The 20,509-nt window shown below is 62.6% G+C and carries 19 protein-coding genes; 10 read left to right on the top strand and 9 right to left on the bottom strand.

What is annotated here, in order from left to right:
- Nucleotides 1-50 precede the first annotated feature (50 nt).
- From mbnF to BN69_RS06985, 5 genes are all read right to left on the bottom strand, one after another.
- Entirely contained in the window at nt 51-1,697 is a 1,647-nt protein-coding gene (gene mbnF, locus BN69_RS07005) for a methanobactin biosynthesis FAD monooxygenase MbnF (RefSeq protein ID WP_014890874.1), read from the bottom strand.
- Entirely contained in the window at nt 1,694-2,995 is a 1,302-nt protein-coding gene (mbnM, locus tag BN69_RS07000) for a hypothetical protein (RefSeq protein ID WP_014890873.1), read from the bottom strand. Before mbnM ends, mbnF begins: the two co-directional genes overlap by 4 nt.
- A complete protein-coding gene (mbnC, locus tag BN69_RS06995) occupies nt 2,992-3,573 on the bottom strand; it encodes a methanobactin biosynthesis protein MbnC (protein WP_148277055.1) in 582 nt (193 codons plus the stop codon). Before mbnC ends, mbnM begins: the two co-directional genes overlap by 4 nt.
- The gene (gene mbnB, locus BN69_RS06990; RefSeq protein WP_014890871.1) at nt 3,551-4,378 is read right to left on the bottom strand and encodes a methanobactin biosynthesis protein MbnB; all 828 of its coding nucleotides are present in this window, start codon (nt 4,376-4,378) and stop codon (nt 3,551-3,553) included. Before mbnB ends, mbnC begins: the two co-directional genes overlap by 23 nt.
- Nucleotides 4,379-4,455: 77 nt before the next feature.
- Complete coding sequence (locus BN69_RS06985; RefSeq protein ID WP_014890870.1) at nt 4,456-5,295, bottom strand: methanobactin precursor domain-containing sigma factor; 840 nt, start codon at nt 5,293-5,295, stop codon at nt 4,456-4,458.
- Nucleotides 5,296-5,689: 394 nt separating this feature from the next.
- Between BN69_RS06985 and BN69_RS19410 the strand changes: the two genes are divergently transcribed.
- The 7 genes from BN69_RS19410 to BN69_RS06950 all read left to right on the top strand — a co-directional run bounded on the left by BN69_RS19410 (nt 5,690) and on the right by BN69_RS06950 (nt 14,002).
- Nucleotides 5,690-6,124: a hypothetical protein gene (locus BN69_RS19410; protein WP_158491298.1), complete on the top strand. Its 435-nt coding sequence runs from the start codon at nt 5,690-5,692 to the stop codon at nt 6,122-6,124.
- On the top strand, nt 6,121-6,579 hold the full coding sequence (locus BN69_RS06975) for a DUF2946 family protein (RefSeq protein ID WP_014890868.1): 459 nt from the start codon (nt 6,121-6,123) through the stop codon (nt 6,577-6,579). The genes BN69_RS19410 and BN69_RS06975 overlap by 4 nt, the downstream gene beginning before the upstream one ends.
- Nucleotides 6,580-6,751: 172 nt before the next feature.
- Nucleotides 6,752-7,828 carry an MbnP family copper-binding protein gene (locus BN69_RS06970; RefSeq protein ID WP_014890867.1) on the top strand — a complete coding sequence of 359 codons (1,077 nt, stop codon included), beginning with the start codon at nt 6,752-6,754 and terminating at the stop codon, nt 7,826-7,828.
- A complete protein-coding gene (locus tag BN69_RS06965) occupies nt 7,825-9,003 on the top strand; it encodes a methanobactin export MATE transporter MbnM (RefSeq protein WP_014890866.1) in 1,179 nt (392 codons plus the stop codon). Before BN69_RS06970 ends, BN69_RS06965 begins: the two co-directional genes overlap by 4 nt.
- 31 nt (nt 9,004-9,034) lie before the next feature.
- Nucleotides 9,035-11,449 carry a TonB-dependent receptor family protein gene (locus tag BN69_RS06960; protein WP_014890865.1) on the top strand — a complete coding sequence of 805 codons (2,415 nt, stop codon included), beginning with the start codon at nt 9,035-9,037 and terminating at the stop codon, nt 11,447-11,449.
- 208 nt (nt 11,450-11,657) lie between these two features.
- Nucleotides 11,658-13,523: an extracellular solute-binding protein gene (locus tag BN69_RS06955; protein WP_014890864.1), complete on the top strand. Its 1,866-nt coding sequence runs from the start codon at nt 11,658-11,660 to the stop codon at nt 13,521-13,523.
- A gap of 104 nt (nt 13,524-13,627) precedes the next feature.
- Nucleotides 13,628-14,002, top strand: a complete 375-nt coding sequence (locus BN69_RS06950) for a gamma-butyrobetaine hydroxylase family protein (RefSeq protein WP_014890863.1) — start codon at nt 13,628-13,630, stop codon at nt 14,000-14,002.
- A gap of 58 nt (nt 14,003-14,060) precedes the next feature.
- On the opposite strand, the gene BN69_RS06945 is transcribed toward BN69_RS06950, so the two are convergent.
- The 3 genes from BN69_RS06945 to BN69_RS06935 form a co-directional block, all read right to left on the bottom strand.
- Nucleotides 14,061-14,687: a L,D-transpeptidase gene (locus BN69_RS06945; RefSeq protein WP_014890862.1), complete on the bottom strand. Its 627-nt coding sequence runs from the start codon at nt 14,685-14,687 to the stop codon at nt 14,061-14,063.
- A gap of 180 nt (nt 14,688-14,867) precedes the next feature.
- Entirely contained in the window at nt 14,868-16,454 is a 1,587-nt protein-coding gene (gene serA / locus BN69_RS06940; protein ID WP_014890861.1) for a phosphoglycerate dehydrogenase, read from the bottom strand.
- 237 nt (nt 16,455-16,691) lie between these two features.
- Nucleotides 16,692-17,873, bottom strand: a complete 1,182-nt coding sequence (locus BN69_RS06935; RefSeq protein WP_014890860.1) for a phosphoserine transaminase — start codon at nt 17,871-17,873, stop codon at nt 16,692-16,694.
- A gap of 182 nt (nt 17,874-18,055) precedes the next feature.
- On the opposite strand from BN69_RS06935, the gene BN69_RS06930 reads away from it, so the two are divergent.
- A complete protein-coding gene (locus tag BN69_RS06930) occupies nt 18,056-18,370 on the top strand; it encodes a DUF6156 family protein (protein WP_014890859.1) in 315 nt (104 codons plus the stop codon).
- A gap of 5 nt (nt 18,371-18,375) precedes the next feature.
- Here BN69_RS06930 and BN69_RS06925 read toward each other — a convergent pair whose 3' ends face one another.
- Nucleotides 18,376-18,672, bottom strand: a complete 297-nt coding sequence (locus BN69_RS06925; RefSeq protein ID WP_014890858.1) for a BolA family protein — start codon at nt 18,670-18,672, stop codon at nt 18,376-18,378.
- Between the two features lie 86 nt (nt 18,673-18,758).
- Here BN69_RS06925 and BN69_RS06920 point away from each other — a divergent pair, with 86 nt between their 5' ends.
- Nucleotides 18,759-19,355: a J domain-containing protein gene (locus BN69_RS06920; protein ID WP_014890857.1), complete on the top strand. Its 597-nt coding sequence runs from the start codon at nt 18,759-18,761 to the stop codon at nt 19,353-19,355.
- 84 nt (nt 19,356-19,439) lie between these two features.
- Nucleotides 19,440-20,438 (top strand): cobaltochelatase subunit CobS, encoded by a 999-nt coding sequence (gene cobS, locus BN69_RS06915; protein WP_014890856.1) that lies wholly within the window; start codon nt 19,440-19,442, stop codon nt 20,436-20,438.
- The last annotated feature ends 71 nt before the right edge of the window (nt 20,439-20,509 follow it).

Raw genomic sequence — 20,509 nt, 5'->3', positions numbered from 1 at the left:
CACTCTCCTTTGCGAAGATTTTGCTTTGGAGCAGGATGACAAGGTTGCGGCTAGGGTGCGTCGACGAGCGTAGCCTTGCGGCTGCCGCTGGATTGACGCGCGTCGAAACCGCGCGCGCGCGCAAAAATCGCATCGAGGGTCGCGAGAGCCTCGGGGCTTCGGCCTCGCGAACGCCAGCAGATGAATCCGTCTGGCCGCACGAGCAGCGCGCCTTCGGGCGAAACGCGCAGGCGCGGCAGCAACAGCTCTTCGGGATCATCGGCGTCGAAGCCGAGGCGGCAGACGCCAAGCGGCGCGCCTGAACGCAGGCCGACGCGCTCCGCCGCCTCGATCCAGTCGCCGCCGTCCGGACCGGCGAAGAGCATGAAATCGCGTCCGATCAGATCATGAGAGGAGATCGTCTCCGCGCCGCGCCGCAGCCAGACATGCGGAAGACGCGTTCCGGGCGCGCCGCTCGGGCGAAGAGGATCGTCAACCGCGGCGCCGTCGTCCGCTTCATCGAAGATGATCGCGTCCGAGCGATACCGATAGCCCATCGCGGTTTCGAGCAAACCGTATTCGTCTTCCCGAATGCGCAGTTCCTGACGATCAGGCAGGAGACGCTCGACGTAATTGGCGAAGGCTCTTGCGATCGCGATTCGCGCCACGGGCCTGCGCTCAATCTGGTAGGTGTCCAGCAGCGTGGGAGCGGCATGGCCGCGCACCACAAGCGCCAGTTTCCAAGCTAGGTCCGCGGCGTCCTGGATCGCGGTTTGTCCCCCCAAACCGCCGACCGGCGGCACGATATGCGCGCAGTCGCCGGCAAGAAACACCCGGCCAAAGGACATGCGATCGGCAAGAAGCGCGGCCATCCGCCAAGGGCGAACATCGAGAATCTTGACCGCGAGATCAGGGACGCCAAGAGATTGTCGAACCAGTTCCCGGCATCGTTCTTCGTCGAAATCGGATGGCTGATCGCGGGAGGAATCATATTCTATGTTGATCTGGCCGCGATTGGGCTCGTCGCAAGTGACGAAGGCGCCGCTGAACGCCGTGTTGCGGAAATAATAGAGAGCAAACCCGTCTCGCTGCAGGATGGCGTCGAGATCGGCCTCGAACAGCACCGACATCGCATCGGCGATCACTCCCGGGCCTTCCATCTTCACGCCGCCGGCGTCGCGGATCGTTCCGCCGGCGCCGTCGGCGGCGATCATATAGTCGGCGAAAACGGTGGTTTCTCGTCCCGACGCCTCGTCGCGCACAATCGCTTCAACGCCGTCCTCGCCTTGGGAGAAGCGCGCCAACGCCGTGGAAAATCTGATATCGGCGCCGTTCTCGCGAGCGAAGCGCAGCAGCACGGGCTCGACCCGATCCTGGCCCGCGGCGCATATCTTGCTCGGCGACACGCGAGTCGCATCAAGCGACATCTTGGTCACCAGCGTCTCAATCGCCGGCCCCGTAACGGTTTCCGCAATGATGACCGTCGTATCGTTTGCGCCGGTGCGGCTTGCCGCGAACAGCGCATCCTCCAAGCCGGGGACGACGCGCAGCACTTCCATGCTGCGGCGGTTGATCCCATGCGCTTTGGGCAGCCGCGACGGTGACGCGCGTCGCTCCACGAGGATGCAAGGAACGCCGCGCCAGGCGAGGAGCGTCGCCGCGGAGAGCCCGGCATAGCCTGCGCCGACAATGAGAACAGGGACTCGTTCCACGCTCATTGGACACGTCCTTTCAAGCGCAACGGGACGCCAGCCGGCTCCTCGGGCGCGGATCGAAGGTTAAGCCAGATCAAGAAAACGGCGAGGGCTTCAGGCCAGATCAGAGATTGATAGGCGATCTCCGGACGGTTCACGGCGAGTCCAAATAAAATGAACAGCGGCGCGATGAGCCACTGCGCGAGCACATCGACAGAGGTCAGTTCTGCGAATGAGCTCTGCGCGAGCGTCAGTCCTCGGACGATACTGCCGACGAAACGGATTGGCAGGGAGAGCGCCAAGCAGGCGACGAATACGGACCACCAGGCTCCATGTTGGCGGTAAAAGGCTGCGCCGATCCAATCGCGCCCGAACAGCAGTATGGCTGCGGCGGCCAGTGTGATCGGCGCGCCGAGCCGCACCATTGGCGCGAGCGCCGGCGTCCAGTCGCCGTGAGCTTTCGCCGGAAGGCGGATGGCGATAAAGCGGGTCAGCGTAATCAGCGGACCAATTACGAACAGCATGAAAGTTTGGGCGGCGGCGAAGGAGTCGAGACGCTGGCCGTTGGCGCCGTTCTGCCAGGGGAGCGAAAAGAGGGCCAGCGTGAAGAGCATCGCCGCCCGCGGGGCGAGCACGCGCAACGCTTCCCAAAAGGTTCCGCTCAGAAAAGAGCGGACGAATGCGATTTCCGGGACGCGCATTCTACGCGCGCCATGCGCTTCCAGCCGCGTCCACAGCCAGAGCGACGAGGCGGCCGCAACGACGCAGCCCGCCAGAAAACAGCCGGCGAAACCGAATCCAAGCGACTCCATGAACAAAATGTTGGCCGCCGCCTTCGCCGGAATTTCCGCGAGCTTCCAAGTGAGCACCGAGCCGCCGCGTCCGAGCGTGTGCAATAAAAATCCTTGCGTATTCGACACGACGCGAAAAGGCGTGCCGGCGACGAGCCAAATGATCGGCGCCCCGATAAAAGGAGCGGCCGCGGCGTCGCCCATCAGCGCGCCAAGCAGGACCGGATAGGCGAAAAAGCCGAAAACCGCCGTCGCGGCGCCCAGCGCCAGGGCGAGCGCGCAGGTCTTTTCGATCGCGTCGATCGGCTCGCCATTCTTTTGCGCGCGGCCGAGCGCAATCGCCGCGACGGCGGCGCAAGCGATGGTGACCGCGACATCGAGCAGCGCGATGCGCATCAGAATCGCATAGGCTCCCGACGCGCGGCCGCCCAGTCTCGCGACCATGGCGAGATCGATTTGCATAATGAAGGCGGCAACGGAAGTGCTGGCGAACAGGAACCAGTATCCGCGCCACAGCGGCGCGCTTGTCATCGCGCCAGGCTCTGCCACCCCGGAAATATGTCAAGCTCGAAGGACTGCAGCGTAAAGTAGCCAAAAATATCCGGAGGCGCCGGCAGCGGCTCCTCGGGTTCGATGAGTTCGATCTCGCGTCCCAAACGAACGCTGCGGCATTTCCAGCCGATGACAAGATTCGTCGTGTCTGCGCATCCGATGACGATTCCGCAATCTCTGCCGCGATCGAGGATCGCCCAACGCGCGGCCGACGCCGCCATGACCGACCGCAGATATTTGTCGTCGGCGAGCAACCGCTCTTTAAACGGCGATTGGCGCAGCCAAGCGTAGACCCACAGATAATAGGACCAGTCAAAGGCGAGCTTCTTCTCTCCGGCCCAGGCCATGAAGGGCCGGAAGATCGACATCCCGTCGAGACCGGAAAGCTCCAACAGCTCGGGGCAGATGTCGAAGAGCGTGTGCCAATACATGCGCAGGCTCACGTCGATCCGCACGAAGGCCTTGTGGTCCGTTGGATATTTTGCGTTCAGTTCCGGCGACATCAGCGCCGGGTAGAGATCGCGATCAGTCCGACTAGGCAGAGAGAGCAAGATCATGACGCCTTTCTTCCGGTTGGCCGAACAGCTCTCGCAACAACTTCAGATCGGCGACGACATCGTCAAATTCGATCCGGTCGTCGCGCTCATAGGTCATGGTTGCGCCGGGCTTGTCGAAGACCGATCGGAAATCTCTTAAGAAGGCGAGCGTGTCCGGCGCCAGAGCCTCTGCGTGCGTGTCCAGCGAGATGAAAGGCTCGACCAGGGAATGCCTGTAGCCCGCGACATGGAAATGCTTGGCCTCGGCGATGACGTTGCGCCAGTCTTCGAACGGCGTCCCGCAATTGCGATGGGAGCAGACGGCGTTGGATGCGTCGAACAGCACGCCGGCGCCTGTTTCTTTCATCAGGCGCTCGAAAAAGGCGGGCGCCTCTCTCCCCCCGTCCATGATGGAGGGATAATTTTCAAAATGGATGCGCTGTCCGACGATTTCCTGCCAGGCGACGACCCTGTCGCGGACGGATTCATATTCGGTGGAATAGTCGATTTCGCCTAAGTGAAAAAAAGCGCGCCCTTCATGAGTGAAGCGCAGAATGTGGTCGGAGACGTACATCGGATTCAGCACATCGATGTAGTCTCGAAGCCGCGCCGCAAAATCGACGAGCGTCGGCCGATCGGCTTCCAGAAATTTTGAATACATAATATGCAAGCCGATCGGACAATCGAACGCCTTGGACAGTTCCTCCGGATCGACGCAGAAAAAATTGTCGATCAGAAATTCGCAGTAGTCGATATGCCCTTCCGCGAGCAGCCTCTGAACCATGTCATAGGTGTCGCCGAGCGTGAAATTGAAGCCAAGCCGCATTTATTGTCGCCCTCGTCTTGCGCGACCGACGTCGCTTGCGCCGCGGGCCGGGGGCCGACGGCGCAAACTGACCGTCCTTAGCCGTTCGTGGCGGCGCAGGTCGACGCGCACATGGCGCCGGCGCGGCCAATAACGTTAAGAGTAATGCGCTTGGCGATACGGATGGTCATAGGGGCCTCCCCTTTTGAGTTCGTCTGGAAAGTCCAGACGGGTTCCGCAGAACGCGGGACCCGAATGGTATGACGAGCAAGGCCGCAAAAATCGGACAGCGTGCGACGAGATTTTTTTCGGGCCGAGGGGATTCTTATGTCGCTCCCATCCCGGGCCGCCGCCGGCGCGTCCGATGGCGCCGCCAAGAACCCGCGCGGCGAAGCCGCCGCCTCGAGAGCCGGCGCGCCCACCCGGTCGCTCGGCCGCGGAATATCGAAAGCGCGATCGAAGTGCTCGAGCGCTCGACCCAGGCTGCGATTGACCGTCCTCAAGGACACGCCGAGCTCCTGCGCGATCTCCGAATGGCTGAAGCCCAGAATCCGGCTCATCAGGAATATCTGACGACAGCATCGCGGCAGCCGCGCCAGGGCTGCTTGAACGTCCCGCGCCAGGCCGAATGCGTCGAGGGCCGAGGTGATTTGCGCGTCTCGGGCGGGCGACTGGAACCATGCGCCGTCTTCGGCAAGAGCTCGAGCGTGCGTTCTTTGTCTTCGTAGATTGTCGATCGCGAGCGTGCACGTCATCTTCGACGCATAGCCGCGCGCATTTGAAATCAGTTCGCCACGGTCGCTTTCCAGCATTTTGAGATAGGCTTCCTGGACAAGGTCTTCCGCGTCTCCCGAGCCGATTACGCGTCGCGCCCGCGTTATCAGATCGCGATGATGGCTTCTAAACAGTCGGTCGATCGTCTCATGGGATTTCTGCATCAGCGCCTCCCCGCTTGTCTCCAAGCGCGCCGATTATCCAAGCCGCATCACGCCGAGCGGCCCCAGGGGCGTCGACGATGCGTGGTTTCTATCCGCGGACGTCATTGCTTCCGCGCGCGGATGTACGGCCGAGTCTTTAGACGGGGGAGGCGCGCGCCGGCGGGGTCGCCGATCGCGTTCGGGAGATGGGAAGGATTGGGAGAGCGAGAACGCTGATTCGCGCCGCTGGAAGGGCCAGGCGCGCGACCTGATCATAGACGCAGAGCATCTGCGGCTGAGCGTTGCAGCACGCGATGCAGTCCGAGCAAGAGCCGTCGGCGTCGCCTGGCGCGTGAGGCGCCGCGGGACTCGCGTCGCTTTGGCAGACGACGGCGCGAAACGACGGAGAGTGAGATTGAGCGCGCGCGGCGACAGTCGAAACGCCGGCGGCTTGCAGCAATATCGCGATGAAAAGAATGAGCCGAACGAGCATGGATTGCCGCCAACCATTGCCTACGGTGCGCGGATCATAGGCGCGAAACTCGCGCGCGGCAATACGGAAACTCCTTATGCGACGCGCGCATGGCGGAACGATCAGGGTCTGATAAGACGCGTTGACAAACGGCAAGCATCCGCAAGCCTGCTTCACTGCGTCGAGCCGCCGCAGGATCTTCATTACGGACAAAAGATCGGTGCGAGCGCGGCTGCGCCGTCGGTCGCGCCGCCATTGGGGGCGATGTCGGAGCGCATGGCCGCTTCGCGCCCGTCATTTAAGAGACAAAGCGCAATTGCAAAGACCAAGTGTGGCTGCAGCGCAACAGTTCGAAATATTGCAAAAATTGGGCGATGACTCTCGTTGACAAGTTAATCCTTGTGCACTCAGAATTCCATATGCGGCAAGACAAGCAACAAATGCGGCGATTCATGCGTCCGATTGTGGCGGCCGCCGTCGCTTGTCTGCTGTTTCAACAAGCTTTGGGTCTTATTTTCGCTCACGGGCGCCACGGTGGCGATTTCAGCGCGTTCCTAAGCTCTCCCGTCGCGATGGCGAATGAGCTTTGCGCCGACCAAGCCAATGGCGACGGCAAGGATCCGCACGTTCAGCACATGCACTGCATGGCGTGCTTTCTCAGTGACCGAAGCGACGACCTCGGCGCAAAGGTTCTCCTGGCCGCCGTCGTTCTGGTGCTGGCGCCCTTGTCTGAGGCTCCTCCTCTTTGGCCGGAAGAGCGCGATCTCGCGCCGCCGACCACCCAGTGGCCCAGAAACAGGCTCTCTCGCGCACCCCCGTCGCTTCTCTCCTAAGAGAGCGCGCTAACGGCCGGCCGCCGGGTCCTCGACCCCACTCGCCAATCCCTCGCGTTCGATGTGCGCCGCGCGTGTTTTCACACGCGCCGCCGGTCGTCGCCGGCTGATCGTCGCCGGCTGTGCGCGGCCAAGACAAATCTCAATGCTTGTCGCCGACAGGAGAATAATCATGAGCGCATTCAACCGATTTGCCGTCGCCATCGGCGGGCTTGCCGCGATGAGCGTCGCGCATGCCGCCAACAAACCCGACGTGAGCGAAAGACAGCCGGTTGCGATACGCTTCGCGCTTGCGGCGGGCGATCAGCCGGTCGAATGCGGCCACGACATCCCCGGGCTCGGAACCGGCGGACAGCCGGCGCAGCTCCACGACGCCAGGTTCTACATCGCCGCGCCGGCTCTGATCGACGCCGCCGGCCATGAGGTTCCCATCGAACTCGAACAAAACGACTGGCAATACGCCAACCTTGCCCTGCTCGATTTCGAAAACAAGACCGGCAAATGCGTCGGCAGCGCCGACGTCAACGAGACGATCAAGGGATCGGCGCCGCGCGGCCGCTACAAAGGGTTCAGCTTCGTCATTGGCGTTCCCAGCATCGTCAAGGACAAGGACGGCAAGGACGTCATTCTCAACCACTCGAATTTCGCCACCGCTCCCGCGCCGCTCGATCTTCAGTCGATGACGTGGAATTGGCAGGCCGGCCGCAAATTCATAAAAATCGAAGTTGATCCAGAGGGGGGCGTGACCCGTCCGCCGCTCAAGCCGAAAAGCCCGGCGGACGCAGCGAATGGCTCCGGCGCGCAAGGCGACAAGTCCGCCGACAAATCCGGCGGCGCGCCGGCGATGGCCGACGCGCCCAAGGCGGCGCCGCTGCGCGTCAACTCGGATGGGACGATCACCGTCTCGACCTGGATGCTGCATCTGGGCTCGACGGGCTGTCGCGGCGACGCGACGAAAGGCGAAATCACCTCCTGCGCCAATCCAAATCGCGTTCCCGTGAAACTCGCGTCCTTCGATCCGGCGCGGCAGCGCGTCGTGCTCGATCTGAAGCCGCTCTTCGCCGGCATCGATCTTGGGAAAGACCAGGGGTTCTCGACCGGCTGCATGAGCGGTCCGGCCGACCCGGAATGCACGCCGATGTTCGAAAATCTCGGGCTGCGGCTCAAGGAAACCGCGCCCGACGCCAATGACGCCGGCCAGTCCTCCGGCGTGTCGACGAAGATTTTCCGCGCGGAGGTGGCGAAATGAAGCGCGAAACTCTCATCCTCCTCTTCGCCGCGACTCTGATCGCGGGCGGCGCGCAAGGCGACACGGCCCCGAGCGCGGAATCGTGGCGCTGGACCTTGCCCGAGTTCATGCCGCCGCCGCGGGTTCCAGCGGACAACGCAATGTCGGAGGCGCGCTTTCAGCTCGGGCGCAAGCTCTTCTATGACCCGCGTCTGTCGGGAAACGGCAAGGAGAGCTGCGCCTCCTGCCATGAGCAGCGCCTGGCGTTCACCGATGGCCGCCCGGTCGCGGTCGGCGCCACGGGCCAGCATACGCCGCGCAATTCGCCCAGCATCGCCAACGCCGCCTGGCGCGCCACGCTCACCTGGGCGAATCCGGCGATGGTGACCCTCGAAAGGCAGATGGAAGGCCCGCTGTTTGGCGAAGAGCCGATCGAGATGGGCGTCAATGACAAGAACCGCAAAGAGATCCTCGCGCGCTTCGCCAGCGACGCCGATTATCGCCACGATTTTGCGGCCGCCTTTCCCGGCGAGGCGGATCCGATCAGCTTCGGCAACGTCATCAAGGCGATCTCCGCCTTTGAGCGCGGCGTCGTCTCGGCGTCCTCGAAATATGATCTCTATCTTGAAGGCAAAGCGACGCTCACTCCTGAGGAGACGCGCGGCAAGGATCTTTTCTTCGGCGAGAAGGCCGAATGCCATCACTGCCATGGCAGCGTGAATTTCGACGATCAATTCTATCACGCCAAAACGCGCGAGATCGAGACGCCGTTTCACAACACCGGCCTCTATGATCTCGATGGCAAGGGCGCTTATCCGGAGCCCAATCGCGGCGTTTTCGAGAACACGCATAATCCCGCCGAGATGGGCGCGTTTCGCGCTCCCAGCCTGCGCAATATCGCTGTCACCGCGCCCTATATGCACGACGGCAGCGCCGCGACGCTCGAGGACGTGATCGACATTTACGCGGCCGGCGGACGCAATGTCACGAGCGGTCCTCTCAAGGGCGACGGCCGGTACAATCCGAACAAAAGCGCGCTGATCGTGCCCATCGATCTGTCGCCTCAAGAAAAGAGCGATCTGATCGCCTTTTTGAAAACGCTCACCGACGAAACTTTGCTGACATCTCCCCGCTTTGCCGATCCCTGGAAACCGGCGTCGACCGCGAGCGGGCCAACGCGTGCGCCTGCTCAATGAGTTTCAACCCTGAATTAGGAAAGAAAAGAAGATGACGTCCCGGTCGAAATTGATGCATGGCGCGGCGCTCGGCGCTCTTGCGCTCTTATCCGCCCCCTCCGTCGCGCTCGCGCAGCAGGCGCTTCCGCAGATCACGATTGGCGCCGCACGGCGGCCGCCGCCGGTCACCGCTCCGGCCGTGAGAGAGTCGACGGCGGGCGAAGCGGGATATGCGCCCGGCTTCAATCCGGTCCGCGCGAAGCTGCCGATCTACCGCGATCCGCCTGGCCAGACGGTGACGATCGTCAACACCAAATTCCTCAGGCCGACGCCTCTAGCGGATGTCCGGAGGGTGTTGGAATACAGCCCTGGCGTCTCCGTTCAGCAAGGCAACAACGCGCGCGATCTGTTTATCTCGATACGCGGCTCCGGCAATCGGCTTGGCGTCGGGTTTCCCACCGGCATCCGCAACATCATGCTGTACGAAGACGGGTTCCCGATCACGACGGCCGACGGCAATGGCCGCACCGACATGCTTGATCCGCATTCCTACACCGCCATCGACGTCTATCGCGGACCGTCCTCGGCGCTCTTCGGCAATTACGCCTATGCGGGCGCGCTCAATTTCCGGAGCTTTTCCGGGGCCGAAATCGACGGCGTCCACACAGGTTCGGAATTTGGCAGCTTCGGCTATGTCAATAATTACGTCCGGGTCGGAAAGGCGGTGGTCGACAGCACGCTCGGCGGCTTCGATCTGTCGTTTTTCGCCTCCGACGCCAACAGCAGCGGCTATACCCGCAATTCATTCTCAGCCAAACAAGCCAAGCTTCTCGGCAGATGGGACGTGACCCCTACCGATCGTGTTATCGTAAAATATGTCGCCAACAACTTGAGATCGGAGTTCATCAACCGAGAAAATCTCAATGTGTTCTACCTCAATCCCTTCCAACAAAATTATGGCTGCTCCATCGCCGTCCCCCTGAACCTCAACTTGTGCAATAATTTGAACGTGCCGGCGAATGGCATAACGACCCCAGTCGTTCGCCAAAGCGTCTGGCAGCTTGGCACGCATCAGCACTCTCTCAGACAGATCGCCGGCGTTCAGTTCGAGCATGACTTCGACAACGACACCACCTTGCGATCGCAATTTACGTACGACTATCTCGACAACATCAGCGGAGCTTGGCCGCCGCCGATATTTGGCCCCACCGGCCAGGGCGGCCCCGTCGCCTTAAGAGGTCCGACGGTGGGAATCACCGCGCAGAACGACATCACCAGTCACGTGCCGATCTTTGGGTTTCCGGCGACGCATTTTCTCCAGTTCTTCTATAGCAACGCCAAGACCACCAACCCGCTCTTCAATCAGATCGCGAATACTTGGTACAGCGGCGCGATCGGCGCGCAGATCGGCAAGCTGGATTACTACACGTCAAACATTGGCTTGCGGGCGCGCGAAGAGATTGCGCTCGCGCCGGGCCTTACGGGCGTCATCGGCTTCAGCGCCAACTGGAATCGGGTCTGGGGCGTCAATACCGCTTATAACTACCCCACGAATCTGGCGCCCAGATTTCCCACTCAGATCGCCGTCGACAATGACTATTGGAACACGGCGCCGGAAGCGTCGCTCACCTATCGCTATAGTCCCGAGTGGCAGGTGAGAGCGCGCTATGCGACCGGCTACAGCACGCCGACATTCGTGTTTCTTACCAGCACGCGAACCGGCGTCGGACAAAATCCCCTGAAGGCCCAGACGAACATGGGCGTCGATCTCGGCGTCGACTGGACGCCGAGCCCCGATCTCACCTTTAGCGTAACCGGATTCAACGAATGGCATCGCAATGAAATTCTGACGTTGAACAATGGACTCGTCAGCTACTCGCAGAATATTCCTTCCTCTCTTCATCGCGGCGTCGAACTCAACGCTGATTGGCGACCCTTCGAAGGATGGCGGCTGATTGCGGCTTATACGTTCAACAATCAGTTCTTCACCAATTTTTGGGAAGACCTCGGATCGGTCGGGGGGCGAGCCGTCCTGTATAATCGCGCCAGCAACAGAATTCCCAACGTGCCGCCGCACACTGTGACGATGCGTCTGGGATATGATCAGCCCTACGGCGACCTCTCGGGTCTTGGCGCTTACGCCGAATATATTTTCAAGAGCAATTATACGATCGACAACGCGAATTTCACCACTCTGCCGAGCTACAGCCTGTTCAATCTTAACGCGCACTATAATCACGACGTGGACAATTTCTATGTCAAGAATATCGAGCTCTTTTTCGAGGTCCAGAACGTCTTCAATCGGACTTATGTCTCCGGCGCATTCGTGGTGGCCAACTCGCTCCTTGCCGGCCCCATACAAACGCCGCTGGTCTGGCCGACGGGCGGCCTGGTGACGGCGCAAGGCGCCGGCATCCTCGCTGGCCAACCGCGCGCTTTTACGGGAGGCATCAAACTCAGGTTCTGATGCGATCGTGCGCCGCCCTGTTTTTGGGGCGGCGCCCGCCACACGAGCGCCTTTTCGGCGAAGCTTCGTGAACGCTTTCCGCCGCGACATCCTCTCTGACCCAATAATGCGCCGCCCGATGCGGCGATCGCGCTCAATCGTATTTCGAATCGGAGATTGACCGGGCCGAATAGTTTCAATCGGCCGATCTGGCGAAGGAGGCGATGCGATGCTTCGCGCTGGCCACGCAATCGGACGCATGATCGCCGCCGCGCGTCTCGCGGCGCTTGTCCAATTGACGGCGATCTCGCCGCCGGTTTCGGCGCTTGCCGATAAGCCTTCGAGCGCTCCCGTCACGCATGGTCTCGCGCTCTATGGCGAACCTGCGTTGCCGAAGGATTTCGCTCATTTTCCTTATGCAAATCCCGACGCGCCAAAAGGCGGCGCGCTGCGGCTCGGCCGGCGCGGGGGATTCGAAAGTCTCAATCCGTTCAACGCCAGATTCGGGGTCGCGCCGCAGCACATCGTCGACAATGTGCTGCAAAGCCTGATGACCCGATCGCAGGACGAACCCTATTCGCTTTATCCGCTGATCGCCCAGTCCGTCGAAATCGACGACGGCCGCGAGCGCGTCACATTTCGCCTCGATCCTCGGGCGCGCTTTTCCGACAAAACGCCGATCGTCGCCTCGGACGTTCTATTTTCCTTTGAATTGCTCAAGTCGAAAGGTCGGCCGAATCATCGCGTGACTTTCGCTTCGGTGACATCCGCCGTGGCGCTCGACGACCATACCGTCCGTTTCGATCTGACCGGCGTGAAGGATCGCGAAGCGCCGCTCATTCTCGCCGCCATGCCGGTTCTGTCGAAGAAGGCGACCAATGTGGAGCGCTTCGACGAGCTCGATATGACGATCCCGCTCGGCTCCGGCCCTTATGTGATTTCAGAGTCCAAAGCGGGTTCGCGTCTGGTTTTGCGCCGCGACCCCGACTACTGGGCCCGCGACATACCGAGTCAACGCGGGCTCTATAATTTCGACGAGATCGCCGTCGATTACTATCGCGACGGCGCGGCGTTGTTCGAGGCGCTGAAGGCGGGACTTATCGACTATGGCGAGGAGACGAGCGCCGCGCGGTGGTCGACGGGTTATGATTTTCCCGCTGTTCGCAGCGGCGCCGTTGTGAAGGAAGCGCTGCGCCCCGGCCGGCCGACGGGGATGGAAGGTTTCGTCTTCAATCTGCGCAAAGCCGTCTTTCGCGACGTGCGGCTGCGCGAAGCCATCGCCATGATGTATGACTTCGAGTGGATCAACGCCAATTTCTACGGCGGACTCTATACGCGCACGGAGAGTTACTTCGGCGAGTCGGACTACGCCTCGACGGGGCGTCCCGCGAGCGCCGCCGAGCGCGGCTTTCTTGCGAATTTTCCGGGCGTCGTCCGCGACGACATTCTCGAGGGGCGTTGGCGACCCGTTCAGCACGACGGTTCTGGGCGCGATCGCGCGGTCGCGAAGCGCGCGCAAACGCTTCTCGCCGACGCCGGCTACGTCCTCATCGACGGGCGCCTCCAGAAGGATGGCGCTCCGATCATATTCGAAATCATGATTCGCGATCGCGACGAAGAGCGGCTTGCGCTCAATTTCGCCGCCGCGCTGAAGCGCATCGGCATCGAAGCCAATCCGCGCTTATATGACGAAGTCCAGTACCAGCGCCGCCGGCAGCGCTTCGAATATGATATGATGATCGGGCAATGGGTTGCGTATGCGGTTCCCGGTCAGGAGCAGTTGAACCGGTGGAGCACGGAAAGTCTCAACCGGAAGAATTCGTTCAATCTCGCCGGCGCCGCTTCGCCGGCGCTCGACGCCGCGCTCGACAATCTGCTCGCGTCCCGGACGAAGGCGGACAGCATTTGGGCGGCGCGCGCGCTCGATCGCGTATTGCTCTCGGGATTCTATTTCGTGCCTCTGCAGCACGCGAACGCCATCTGGTGCGCGCATCGCGCCGCCATCCGCCATCCTGCGCACACGCCGCTCTTCCCTATGATTCCGTTTGGCCTCACTTTGGAGAGCTGGTGGAGCGAGAAAGCTCGCCTTCAGTGAGGATCGCGTTGGCGCTCGTCGCGCGAAGGCGATAGAGATTTTGGGAGGCGGCCAGAACTCGGCCCGCAAATCGCCTCACGCCACAACGGGCCCGGGAGACGCATATGGGGCAGGAGTCCTGGCCAACGGAACTCCGCCTCTCGGAAGGCGGACGGATGCTGAACGTCTCCTTCGACGATGGCGCGCAATTCGCGCTCAGCGCCGAGCTTTTGCGCACGCAGAGTCCGAGCGCGGAAGTGCAGGGCCATTCTGCAAAGGAGCGCAAGACTGTCGGCGGCAAGCGCAATGTCGCGATCATCGCGGTCGCGCCGGTCGGCAATTACGCCGTGCGGCTCGACTTCGACGACATGCACCGCACCGGGATCTACACGTGGCGATATCTGCGCGAGCTCGGCGAGACGGCGGCGGAGCGGTTCTCGTCCTATCTCGAAGAGCTTGCAGCGAAGGGGCTCGATCGCGACCGGCCTGGAGAAAAATAATCCTGCAAAATGAATCGGCCGACGCGAGCGCCGGCCGTTCAAAACGTCGCCGTAATTCTTATCGCGTTACGACCACGCGGGTGCCGATCTTGACGCGATTGTAGAGGTCGACCACGTCGTCATTGGTCATCCGTATGCAGCCCGACGACACGGCCTGTCCAATGGTCCATGGCTCGTTGGAGCCGTGGATGCGGTACAGCGTGCCGGAGAGATACATGGCGCGCGCACCGAGCGGGTTGTTGAGGCCGCCCTCCATATGCCGCGGCAGGTCGGGGCGGCGACGCAGCATTTGCGCCGGCGGCGTCCAGTCCGGCCACTCGCGCTTATGGGCGACGAAGCGGGTGCCGGCCCATTCGAAACCGGGGCGGCCGACGCCGACGCCGTAGCGGATCGCCTGGCCGTTGCCGAGCACATAATAGAGGCGACGCTCATTGGTGGCGATGATCACCGTGCCGGGCGCATATTTGGCGTCGAAGGGGACGGTCTCGCGCGGAACGGCGACCGCCTGCGGACGCCCGTCGCTGGTTTGCGGGGCGAAGGAGCCGCCGCCGAACAGCGCCGCGAAAGGGTCGACCGGCGCCGGCGCCGGGGCAGGCTGCGGGGCGGGGCTGCGCGCGGATACTGGAGACGACAGGGCGCCGAGCGCGCCAAAGGCGCAAATCAGTGCAAAAGCGAGACGCCGCATGGTTTTCCCTTGTCCAAAAGTGGGCTGACGTCGCGCCGACCCCAATTGTGACGCAGACGCGCTGATGATTACTCCCGCAGGCCGCTCGCGCAAGCAAGCGGGCCGACGCGCGAAACTCAGGACAAGCCGCGTTTCTTCTGGGAGAGTGGCAGACTTGCAACACTGCCGCCGCGCGCCCATTCAGAATTTAAGCGTCGTCGCCTGTTTCACGCCGGGCAGGCTCTTGAGATCGGCAAGCGCGTCGGCCGGCAAATCGCCGTCGATGGCGACGAGCGCGACCGCGCCGCCGCCGGGCCTGTCGCGGCCGAGCGCGAACGTGGCGATATTGACCTCGGCTTCGCCGAGCACGCCGGCGAATCTGCCAATGAATCCAGGTCTGTCTTCATTCGTCAGATAGATCATCGACGGCGCGAATTCGGCGTCGACGCCAATGTCGCCGATGCCGACGATTCGCGGCTTGCCGTCGTGGAAAACCGTTCCCGAAACGCAAATGTCGCCCTGCGCGGTATGCGCGCTGAGCGTGACAAGAGATTCATAGTCGCCTTGCGCCTCGCGGGTGATTTCCTCGATGGCGAGGCCGCGCTCCTTGGCGAGGATCGGCGCCGACACCGGATTGACGTCTTCGAGAATGGGTCGAAGCAGCCCGGAGATCGCAGCCGCCGAGATCGGCCGGGTCTTCTGCAACGCGACGGCGCCTTCGTAGACGATCGACAATGTGTCGACGCCGGCGCGCGCGACCTGACCCACGAAGAGACCGAGCTTTTCGGCAAGTTCGACGAAGGGTTTCAGCCGCGGCGCCTCTTCGGCGCTGATCGAGGGGAAATTCACGGCGTTGGCGATTGCGCCGCGCATCAGATAATCCGCCATCTGTTCGGCGATCTGCAGCGCGACCTTTTCCTGCGCCTCGCTCGTCGACGCGCCGAGATGCGGCGTGCAGACGACGTGCGGATGGCCGAACAATGGGTTTTCGGTCGCCGGCTCCTGCGCGAACACGTCGAAGGCGGCGCCGGCGACATGGCCGTCGTCGAGGGCCTTGCGCAGCGCTTCTTCGTCGACCAGCCCGCCGCGCGCGCAATTGATGATGCGCACGCCCTTGCACGTCTTGGCGAGGTTTTCCGCCGAGAGGATATTTTTCGTCTGCGCCGTAAGCGGCGTATGCAATGTGATGAAGTCGGCTCGAGCCAAGAGTTCGTCGAGGTCTACTTTTTCGACGCCAAGCTCGCTGGCGCGCTCTTGCGTGAGATAAGGATCGAAGGCGATCACGCGCATCTTCAGGCCGAGCGCGCGTTCGGCGACATTCGCGCCGATATTGCCGCAGCCGACGACGCCAAGCGTCTTGCCGGTGATCTCGACGCCCATGAAGCGGTTCTTCTCCCATTTGCCGGCCTGGGTCGAGGCGTCGGCGGCGGGAATTTCGCGAGCCAGGGCGAACATCAGCGCGATCGCGTGTTCGGCGGTGGTGATGGAATTGCCGAAGGGCGTGTTCATGACGATGACGCCGCGCGCGGTGGCGGCGGCGACGTCGACATTGTCGACGCCGATGCCGGCGCGGCCGACGACCTTGAGCCGCGGCGCCCGCGCAAAGATGTCGGCGGTCACCTTCGTCGCCGAACGGATCGCGAGTCCGTCATAGTCGGCGATCGCGGCGGCAAGCTTGTCCTTGTCTTTTCCCAGGGTCGGTTCGAAATCGACGTCGAGGCCGCGCAGGCGGAAAATCTGTGCGGCGGCCGGCGAAAGAGAATCTGAGATGAGAACGCGCGGCGGCATGTGATCATCCTGCAAAGAAAGGAGCGACGCGCCCCATGCGCCGAGCGTCAAGCGCAATCCAGGGTTTTTTAACGCTTGAATTAGTGGGAGCTTTCGTATCACTCAAATCAAGACTCTACCGAGAAGGCGAACCGTTGGACAGCGACAAAAAAAACGCAGGTATCAACGCACGCCGTTTGGCCGCGACAGCAATAAGCCTACCGAGTCCCCGCTCTTCGACGGAACCTCGCCGCGACGTCACGCCGCTTGCGCAGCCTCGCCGCAAGCTTGCGCATAGGCCCAGTCGAGCCATTTGGTGAGCAGCGCCACGTCGGCGGTTTCCACCGTCGCGCCGCACCAGATGCGAAAGCCCGGCGGCGCGTCGCGATAGGCGGCAAAATCATAGCCGGCGCCCTCGCTTTCGATCATCGTAACCATCTTCTTGGCGAGCGCCGCCTGCGCGTCGGCGTCTTTCGCCGCGCTCTCAGCGGAAAAGATGAGGCAGACGCTGGTGTTGGAGCGGGTCGCCGGATCCTTGGCGAGGAAGTCGATCCAGGGCGTCTTTTCAACCCAGTCGCCGACGGCCCGCGCATTGGCGTTCGAGCGCGCGAACAGCGCCTCAAGCCCGCCGATCGATTTCGCCCAGGAAAGCGCGTCGAGATAATCTTCGACCGCAAGCAGCGAGGGCGTGTTGATCGTCTCGCCCTGGAAAATCCCCTCGTTCAGCTTCCCTTTTTTCGTCAGCCGGAAAATCTTCGGCATCGGCCATGGCGGCGCATAGCTCTCGAGCCGCTCGACGGCGCGCGGCGAGAGAATCAGCATGCCATGCGCGGCCTCGCCGCCAAGAACCTTTTGCCAGCTGTAGGTCGTCACATCGAGCTTGGCGAAGTCCAAGGGCTGCGCAAAGGCCGCCGAGGTCGCGTCGCAGATCGTCAGACCCTTGCGATCCGTAGGAATGAAATCGGCGCTGGGGACGCGCACGCCGGAGGTCGTGCCGTTCCAGGCGAAGACGACGTCATTGTCGAAGTCGATCTGCGACAGATCCGGCAATTCGCCATAGGGCGCGACGAGACTTCGCGCTTTCTCGATCTTCAACTGGTTCAGGACATCATTGACCCAGTCTTTCGAGAAGCTTTCCCAGGCGACGACGTCGACGCCCCTGGGGCCGAGCAGCGACCAGAGCGCGATCTCCACGGCGCCGGTGTCGGAGGCCGGCACGACGCCGATGCGGTGATCGCCGGGAACGCGCAGGATCTCCCGCGTCAGCGCGATGGCCTGCGCCAGCTTCGCTTTGCCGGCCTTCGATCGGTGGGAGCGGCCGAGCGCCGCCCCGGCGAGATGCGCCAGCGCCCATCCCGGGCGCTTGGCGCAGGGGCCGGAGGAAAAGCAGGGATTGGCCGGCTTAGCGGCGGGTTTCGCCATTTTGTCGACGGCGGCCATGGTGCAGCCCTCTCGATGCGGCGCAGCGCAGCGCCGCGCGGCCCGCGCCTACGCGTTGGCCAGCCGACCGTCAAGAGCCGCTGGCTTCAGCCGCGCAGTTGGGAGCCATCAGGTTGGCGCGATTTTCTCGTATAGTTGCGCGGCGTCGCCTAAAGAAACGCCGGGCACGAGGGAGAGCGATGATGTCGGAGATGAATGAAGCGCCGAATGTCGAAGAATGCCGGTATTTTCTCTCCTGTTCCGGGGTTCGCTTGCCATTGAAGCTCCTGGGGCCGCTCGAGGCGAGCGAGCTTATGAACCGCAACACCTATTTTCGTGCGACTTATGACGCCGAGGGCAGGATCATCAGTTGTGAGAAGCTCGTTTATGGCGAGGTGGAACTGCGCCACGATTACGCCTATGGCGCCGACGGGGCGCTGGTGCGCGCCCGCATCGCCATGGGCGAGGACGTTTCCGAGATCGACTGCGGCGCCGATGGCGTCCCGCTGCGCAGTTGACGGCCTTAGACGGGCGCGGCTTCGTGCGGCGTTTTGGCGCTGATCGCCAGCGCGTGGACGCGTTCGGCCAACTCGTCGGAGAGAAGCGCATTGACGAGACGGTGCCGCTCGATCAAGCTCTTGCCCTCGAAAGCCGCGCTCACCACCTCCACTCTGAAGTGGGTTTCCCCGTCGGGATGGTGATGCCCGTGCCCCGCATGGCTGTGCGATTCGTCGATCACGTTGAGCGCCGCTGGCGCAAGGGCTTCGGTGAGTTTCTGCGCAATGCGCGTCTTGACGACGCCTTTACCCTGATCCGTCATGTTTATCTCCGGTTCGACCGCCGATTTAGCACATTGGCGCTTGGTTGCGCTTGCGGCGCGCTGCGGCGCCATCATAATGGAATGAAATGGACCTGAATTCGCCCCTCTTCGACCGCATCCGAACCAAGCGCCAGCCGCGCGAAACTCGGCGCGAGACCGTGACGCGCTGCGATTCCCCCGGCTGCGAGGCGGAGGGCGTCCACCGCGCGCCGATGGGCCGGCTGCGTGAGGGGCAGTATCTCTGCTTCTGCCTCGAACATGTTCGGGAATACAACGCCACATACAATTATTTCAACGGCATGGATGATGCTTCGGTCGCCCGCTACATGAAGGACGCGACGGTCGGGCATCGCCCGACATGGTCGATGGGGACGAGACGCGGACAGGCGGGTTTTCGCGAGGACACGATGACGGCGGCCGATCCGCTCGCCGTCTATCGCCAGCGCTTTCGCCGTCCTCAGCCGGCCGAGCGCCGTGGTCCGCAGCATTCGCCCGTGACGATCAGGGCGTTCGTCGCGATGGGGCTTGAGGAGACGGCGGACGCCGTGACAATCCGCGCGCGTTACAAGGAGCTCGTCAAGCGCCATCATCCCGACGCCAATGGCGGCGACCGCTCCCGCGAGGAAAAATTGCGGGAAATCATCCATGCCTATAAGACGCTGAGGGCCGCCCGGCTGGTCTGAGCGCGCGCCGCTTTTCCGCGCCGGCGCAGACATCTTCGGCGCAATCATGCGGGGACGAAACGGTCCTCGCAAGGAGGACGCATTTTGGTCGCTGTAGAATATGCCGCAACGGGCCTCGAGAGCACGCCGGACATGAAGATCTCGGTGCGCCAGGTGTTCGGAATCGACTCCGATATGGAGGTTCCCGCCTTTTCCGAGCGCAACGAACATGTGCCGGATCTTGACCCGGACTACCTCTTCGATCGGCAGACGACGCTCGCCATTCTCGCCGGCTTCGCCAGGAACCGGCGCGTGATGGTCACCGGCTATCACGGCACCGGCAAGTCGACCCATATCGAGCAGGTGGCGGCGCGGCTCAACTGGCCCTTCGTGCGCGTCAATCTCGACAGCCACATCTCGCGCATCGACCTCGTCGGCAAAGACGCCATCGTCCTCAAGGACGGCAAGCAGGTCACCGAATTTCGCGACGGCATCCTGCCCTGGGCGGTGCAGCACTGCGTGGCGTTGTGCTTCGACGAATATGACGCGGGGCGCCCCGACGTGATGTTCGTCATCCAGCGGGTGCTCGAAGTCTCCGGCCGGCTGACGCTGCTCGATCAGAACCGGGTCATCCGGCCGCATCCGGCGTTCCGCCTGTTCGCGACCGCCAATACGGTGGGGCTCGGCGACACGTCGGGCCTCTACCACGGCACGCAGCAGATCAATCAGGCGCAGATGGACCGCTGGTCGATCGTCGCGACGCTGAACTACCTGCCGCATGACGCGGAAACCAATATCGTGCTCGCCAAGGCGAAATCCTATGGCGCGACGAAGGAAGGCCGCGACGTCGCCAATAAGATGGTGCGGGTCGCGGATCTGACCCGCAACGCCTTCATGGCCGGCGACCTCTCGACGGTGATGAGTCCGCGCACGGTGATCACCTGGGCCGAGAACGCCGAGATTTTCGGCGACATCGGCTTCGCCTTCCGGATGACCTTCCTGAACAAATGCGACGAGCTGGAGCGCCCGCTGGTCGCCGAATTCTACCAGCGCTGCTTCGGCAAGGAGCTGCCGGAAAGCGCCGTGAATGTGGTGATGACGTAGCGCTGCGGCTTCTCCCTCTCCCGCGAAGCGGGGGAGGGCCGGGGTGTGGGCCGCTTGAACCATTCGGCTGT

Origin of the sequence: Methylocystis sp. SC2 (genome assembly GCF_000304315.1) — a bacterium.
Taxonomy (GTDB): Bacteria; Pseudomonadota; Alphaproteobacteria; order Rhizobiales; family Beijerinckiaceae; genus Methylocystis.
The sequence above is the reverse complement of the archived record's forward strand: the minus strand, read 5'-3'. Positions and strand labels throughout refer to the sequence as shown.

Bases quoted from the DNA above. Each gene is read 5' to 3' on its own strand.
- BN69_RS06920 (WP_014890857.1), top strand. From the start codon at position 18,759: ATGGACCTGAATTCGCCCCTCTTCGACCGCATCCGAACCAAGCGCCAG.
- mbnF (WP_014890874.1), bottom strand. From the start codon at position 1,697: ATGAGCGTGGAACGAGTCCCTGTTCTCATTGTCGGCGCAGGCTATGCC.
- mbnB (WP_014890871.1), bottom strand. From the start codon at position 4,378: ATGCGGCTTGGCTTCAATTTCACGCTCGGCGACACCTATGACATGGTT.
- BN69_RS06955 (WP_014890864.1), top strand. From the start codon at position 11,658: ATGCTTCGCGCTGGCCACGCAATCGGACGCATGATCGCCGCCGCGCGT.
- serA (WP_014890861.1), bottom strand. From the start codon at position 16,454: ATGCCGCCGCGCGTTCTCATCTCAGATTCTCTTTCGCCGGCCGCCGCA.
- mbnM (WP_014890873.1), bottom strand. From the start codon at position 2,995: ATGACAAGCGCGCCGCTGTGGCGCGGATACTGGTTCCTGTTCGCCAGC.
- BN69_RS06925 (WP_014890858.1), bottom strand. From the start codon at position 18,672: ATGACGGATCAGGGTAAAGGCGTCGTCAAGACGCGCATTGCGCAGAAA.
- BN69_RS06960 (WP_014890865.1), top strand. From the start codon at position 9,035: ATGACGTCCCGGTCGAAATTGATGCATGGCGCGGCGCTCGGCGCTCTT.
- mbnC (WP_148277055.1), bottom strand. From the start codon at position 3,573: ATGATCTTGCTCTCTCTGCCTAGTCGGACTGATCGCGATCTCTACCCG.
- BN69_RS06935 (WP_014890860.1), bottom strand. From the start codon at position 17,873: ATGGCCGCCGTCGACAAAATGGCGAAACCCGCCGCTAAGCCGGCCAAT.
- BN69_RS06945 (WP_014890862.1), bottom strand. From the start codon at position 14,687: ATGCGGCGTCTCGCTTTTGCACTGATTTGCGCCTTTGGCGCGCTCGGC.
- BN69_RS06970 (WP_014890867.1), top strand. From the start codon at position 6,752: ATGAGCGCATTCAACCGATTTGCCGTCGCCATCGGCGGGCTTGCCGCG.
- BN69_RS06985 (WP_014890870.1), bottom strand. From the start codon at position 5,295: ATGCAGAAATCCCATGAGACGATCGACCGACTGTTTAGAAGCCATCAT.
- BN69_RS06975 (WP_014890868.1), top strand. From the start codon at position 6,121: ATGACTCTCGTTGACAAGTTAATCCTTGTGCACTCAGAATTCCATATG.
- BN69_RS06965 (WP_014890866.1), top strand. From the start codon at position 7,825: ATGAAGCGCGAAACTCTCATCCTCCTCTTCGCCGCGACTCTGATCGCG.
- BN69_RS06950 (WP_014890863.1), top strand. From the start codon at position 13,628: ATGGGGCAGGAGTCCTGGCCAACGGAACTCCGCCTCTCGGAAGGCGGA.
- BN69_RS06930 (WP_014890859.1), top strand. From the start codon at position 18,056: ATGTCGGAGATGAATGAAGCGCCGAATGTCGAAGAATGCCGGTATTTT.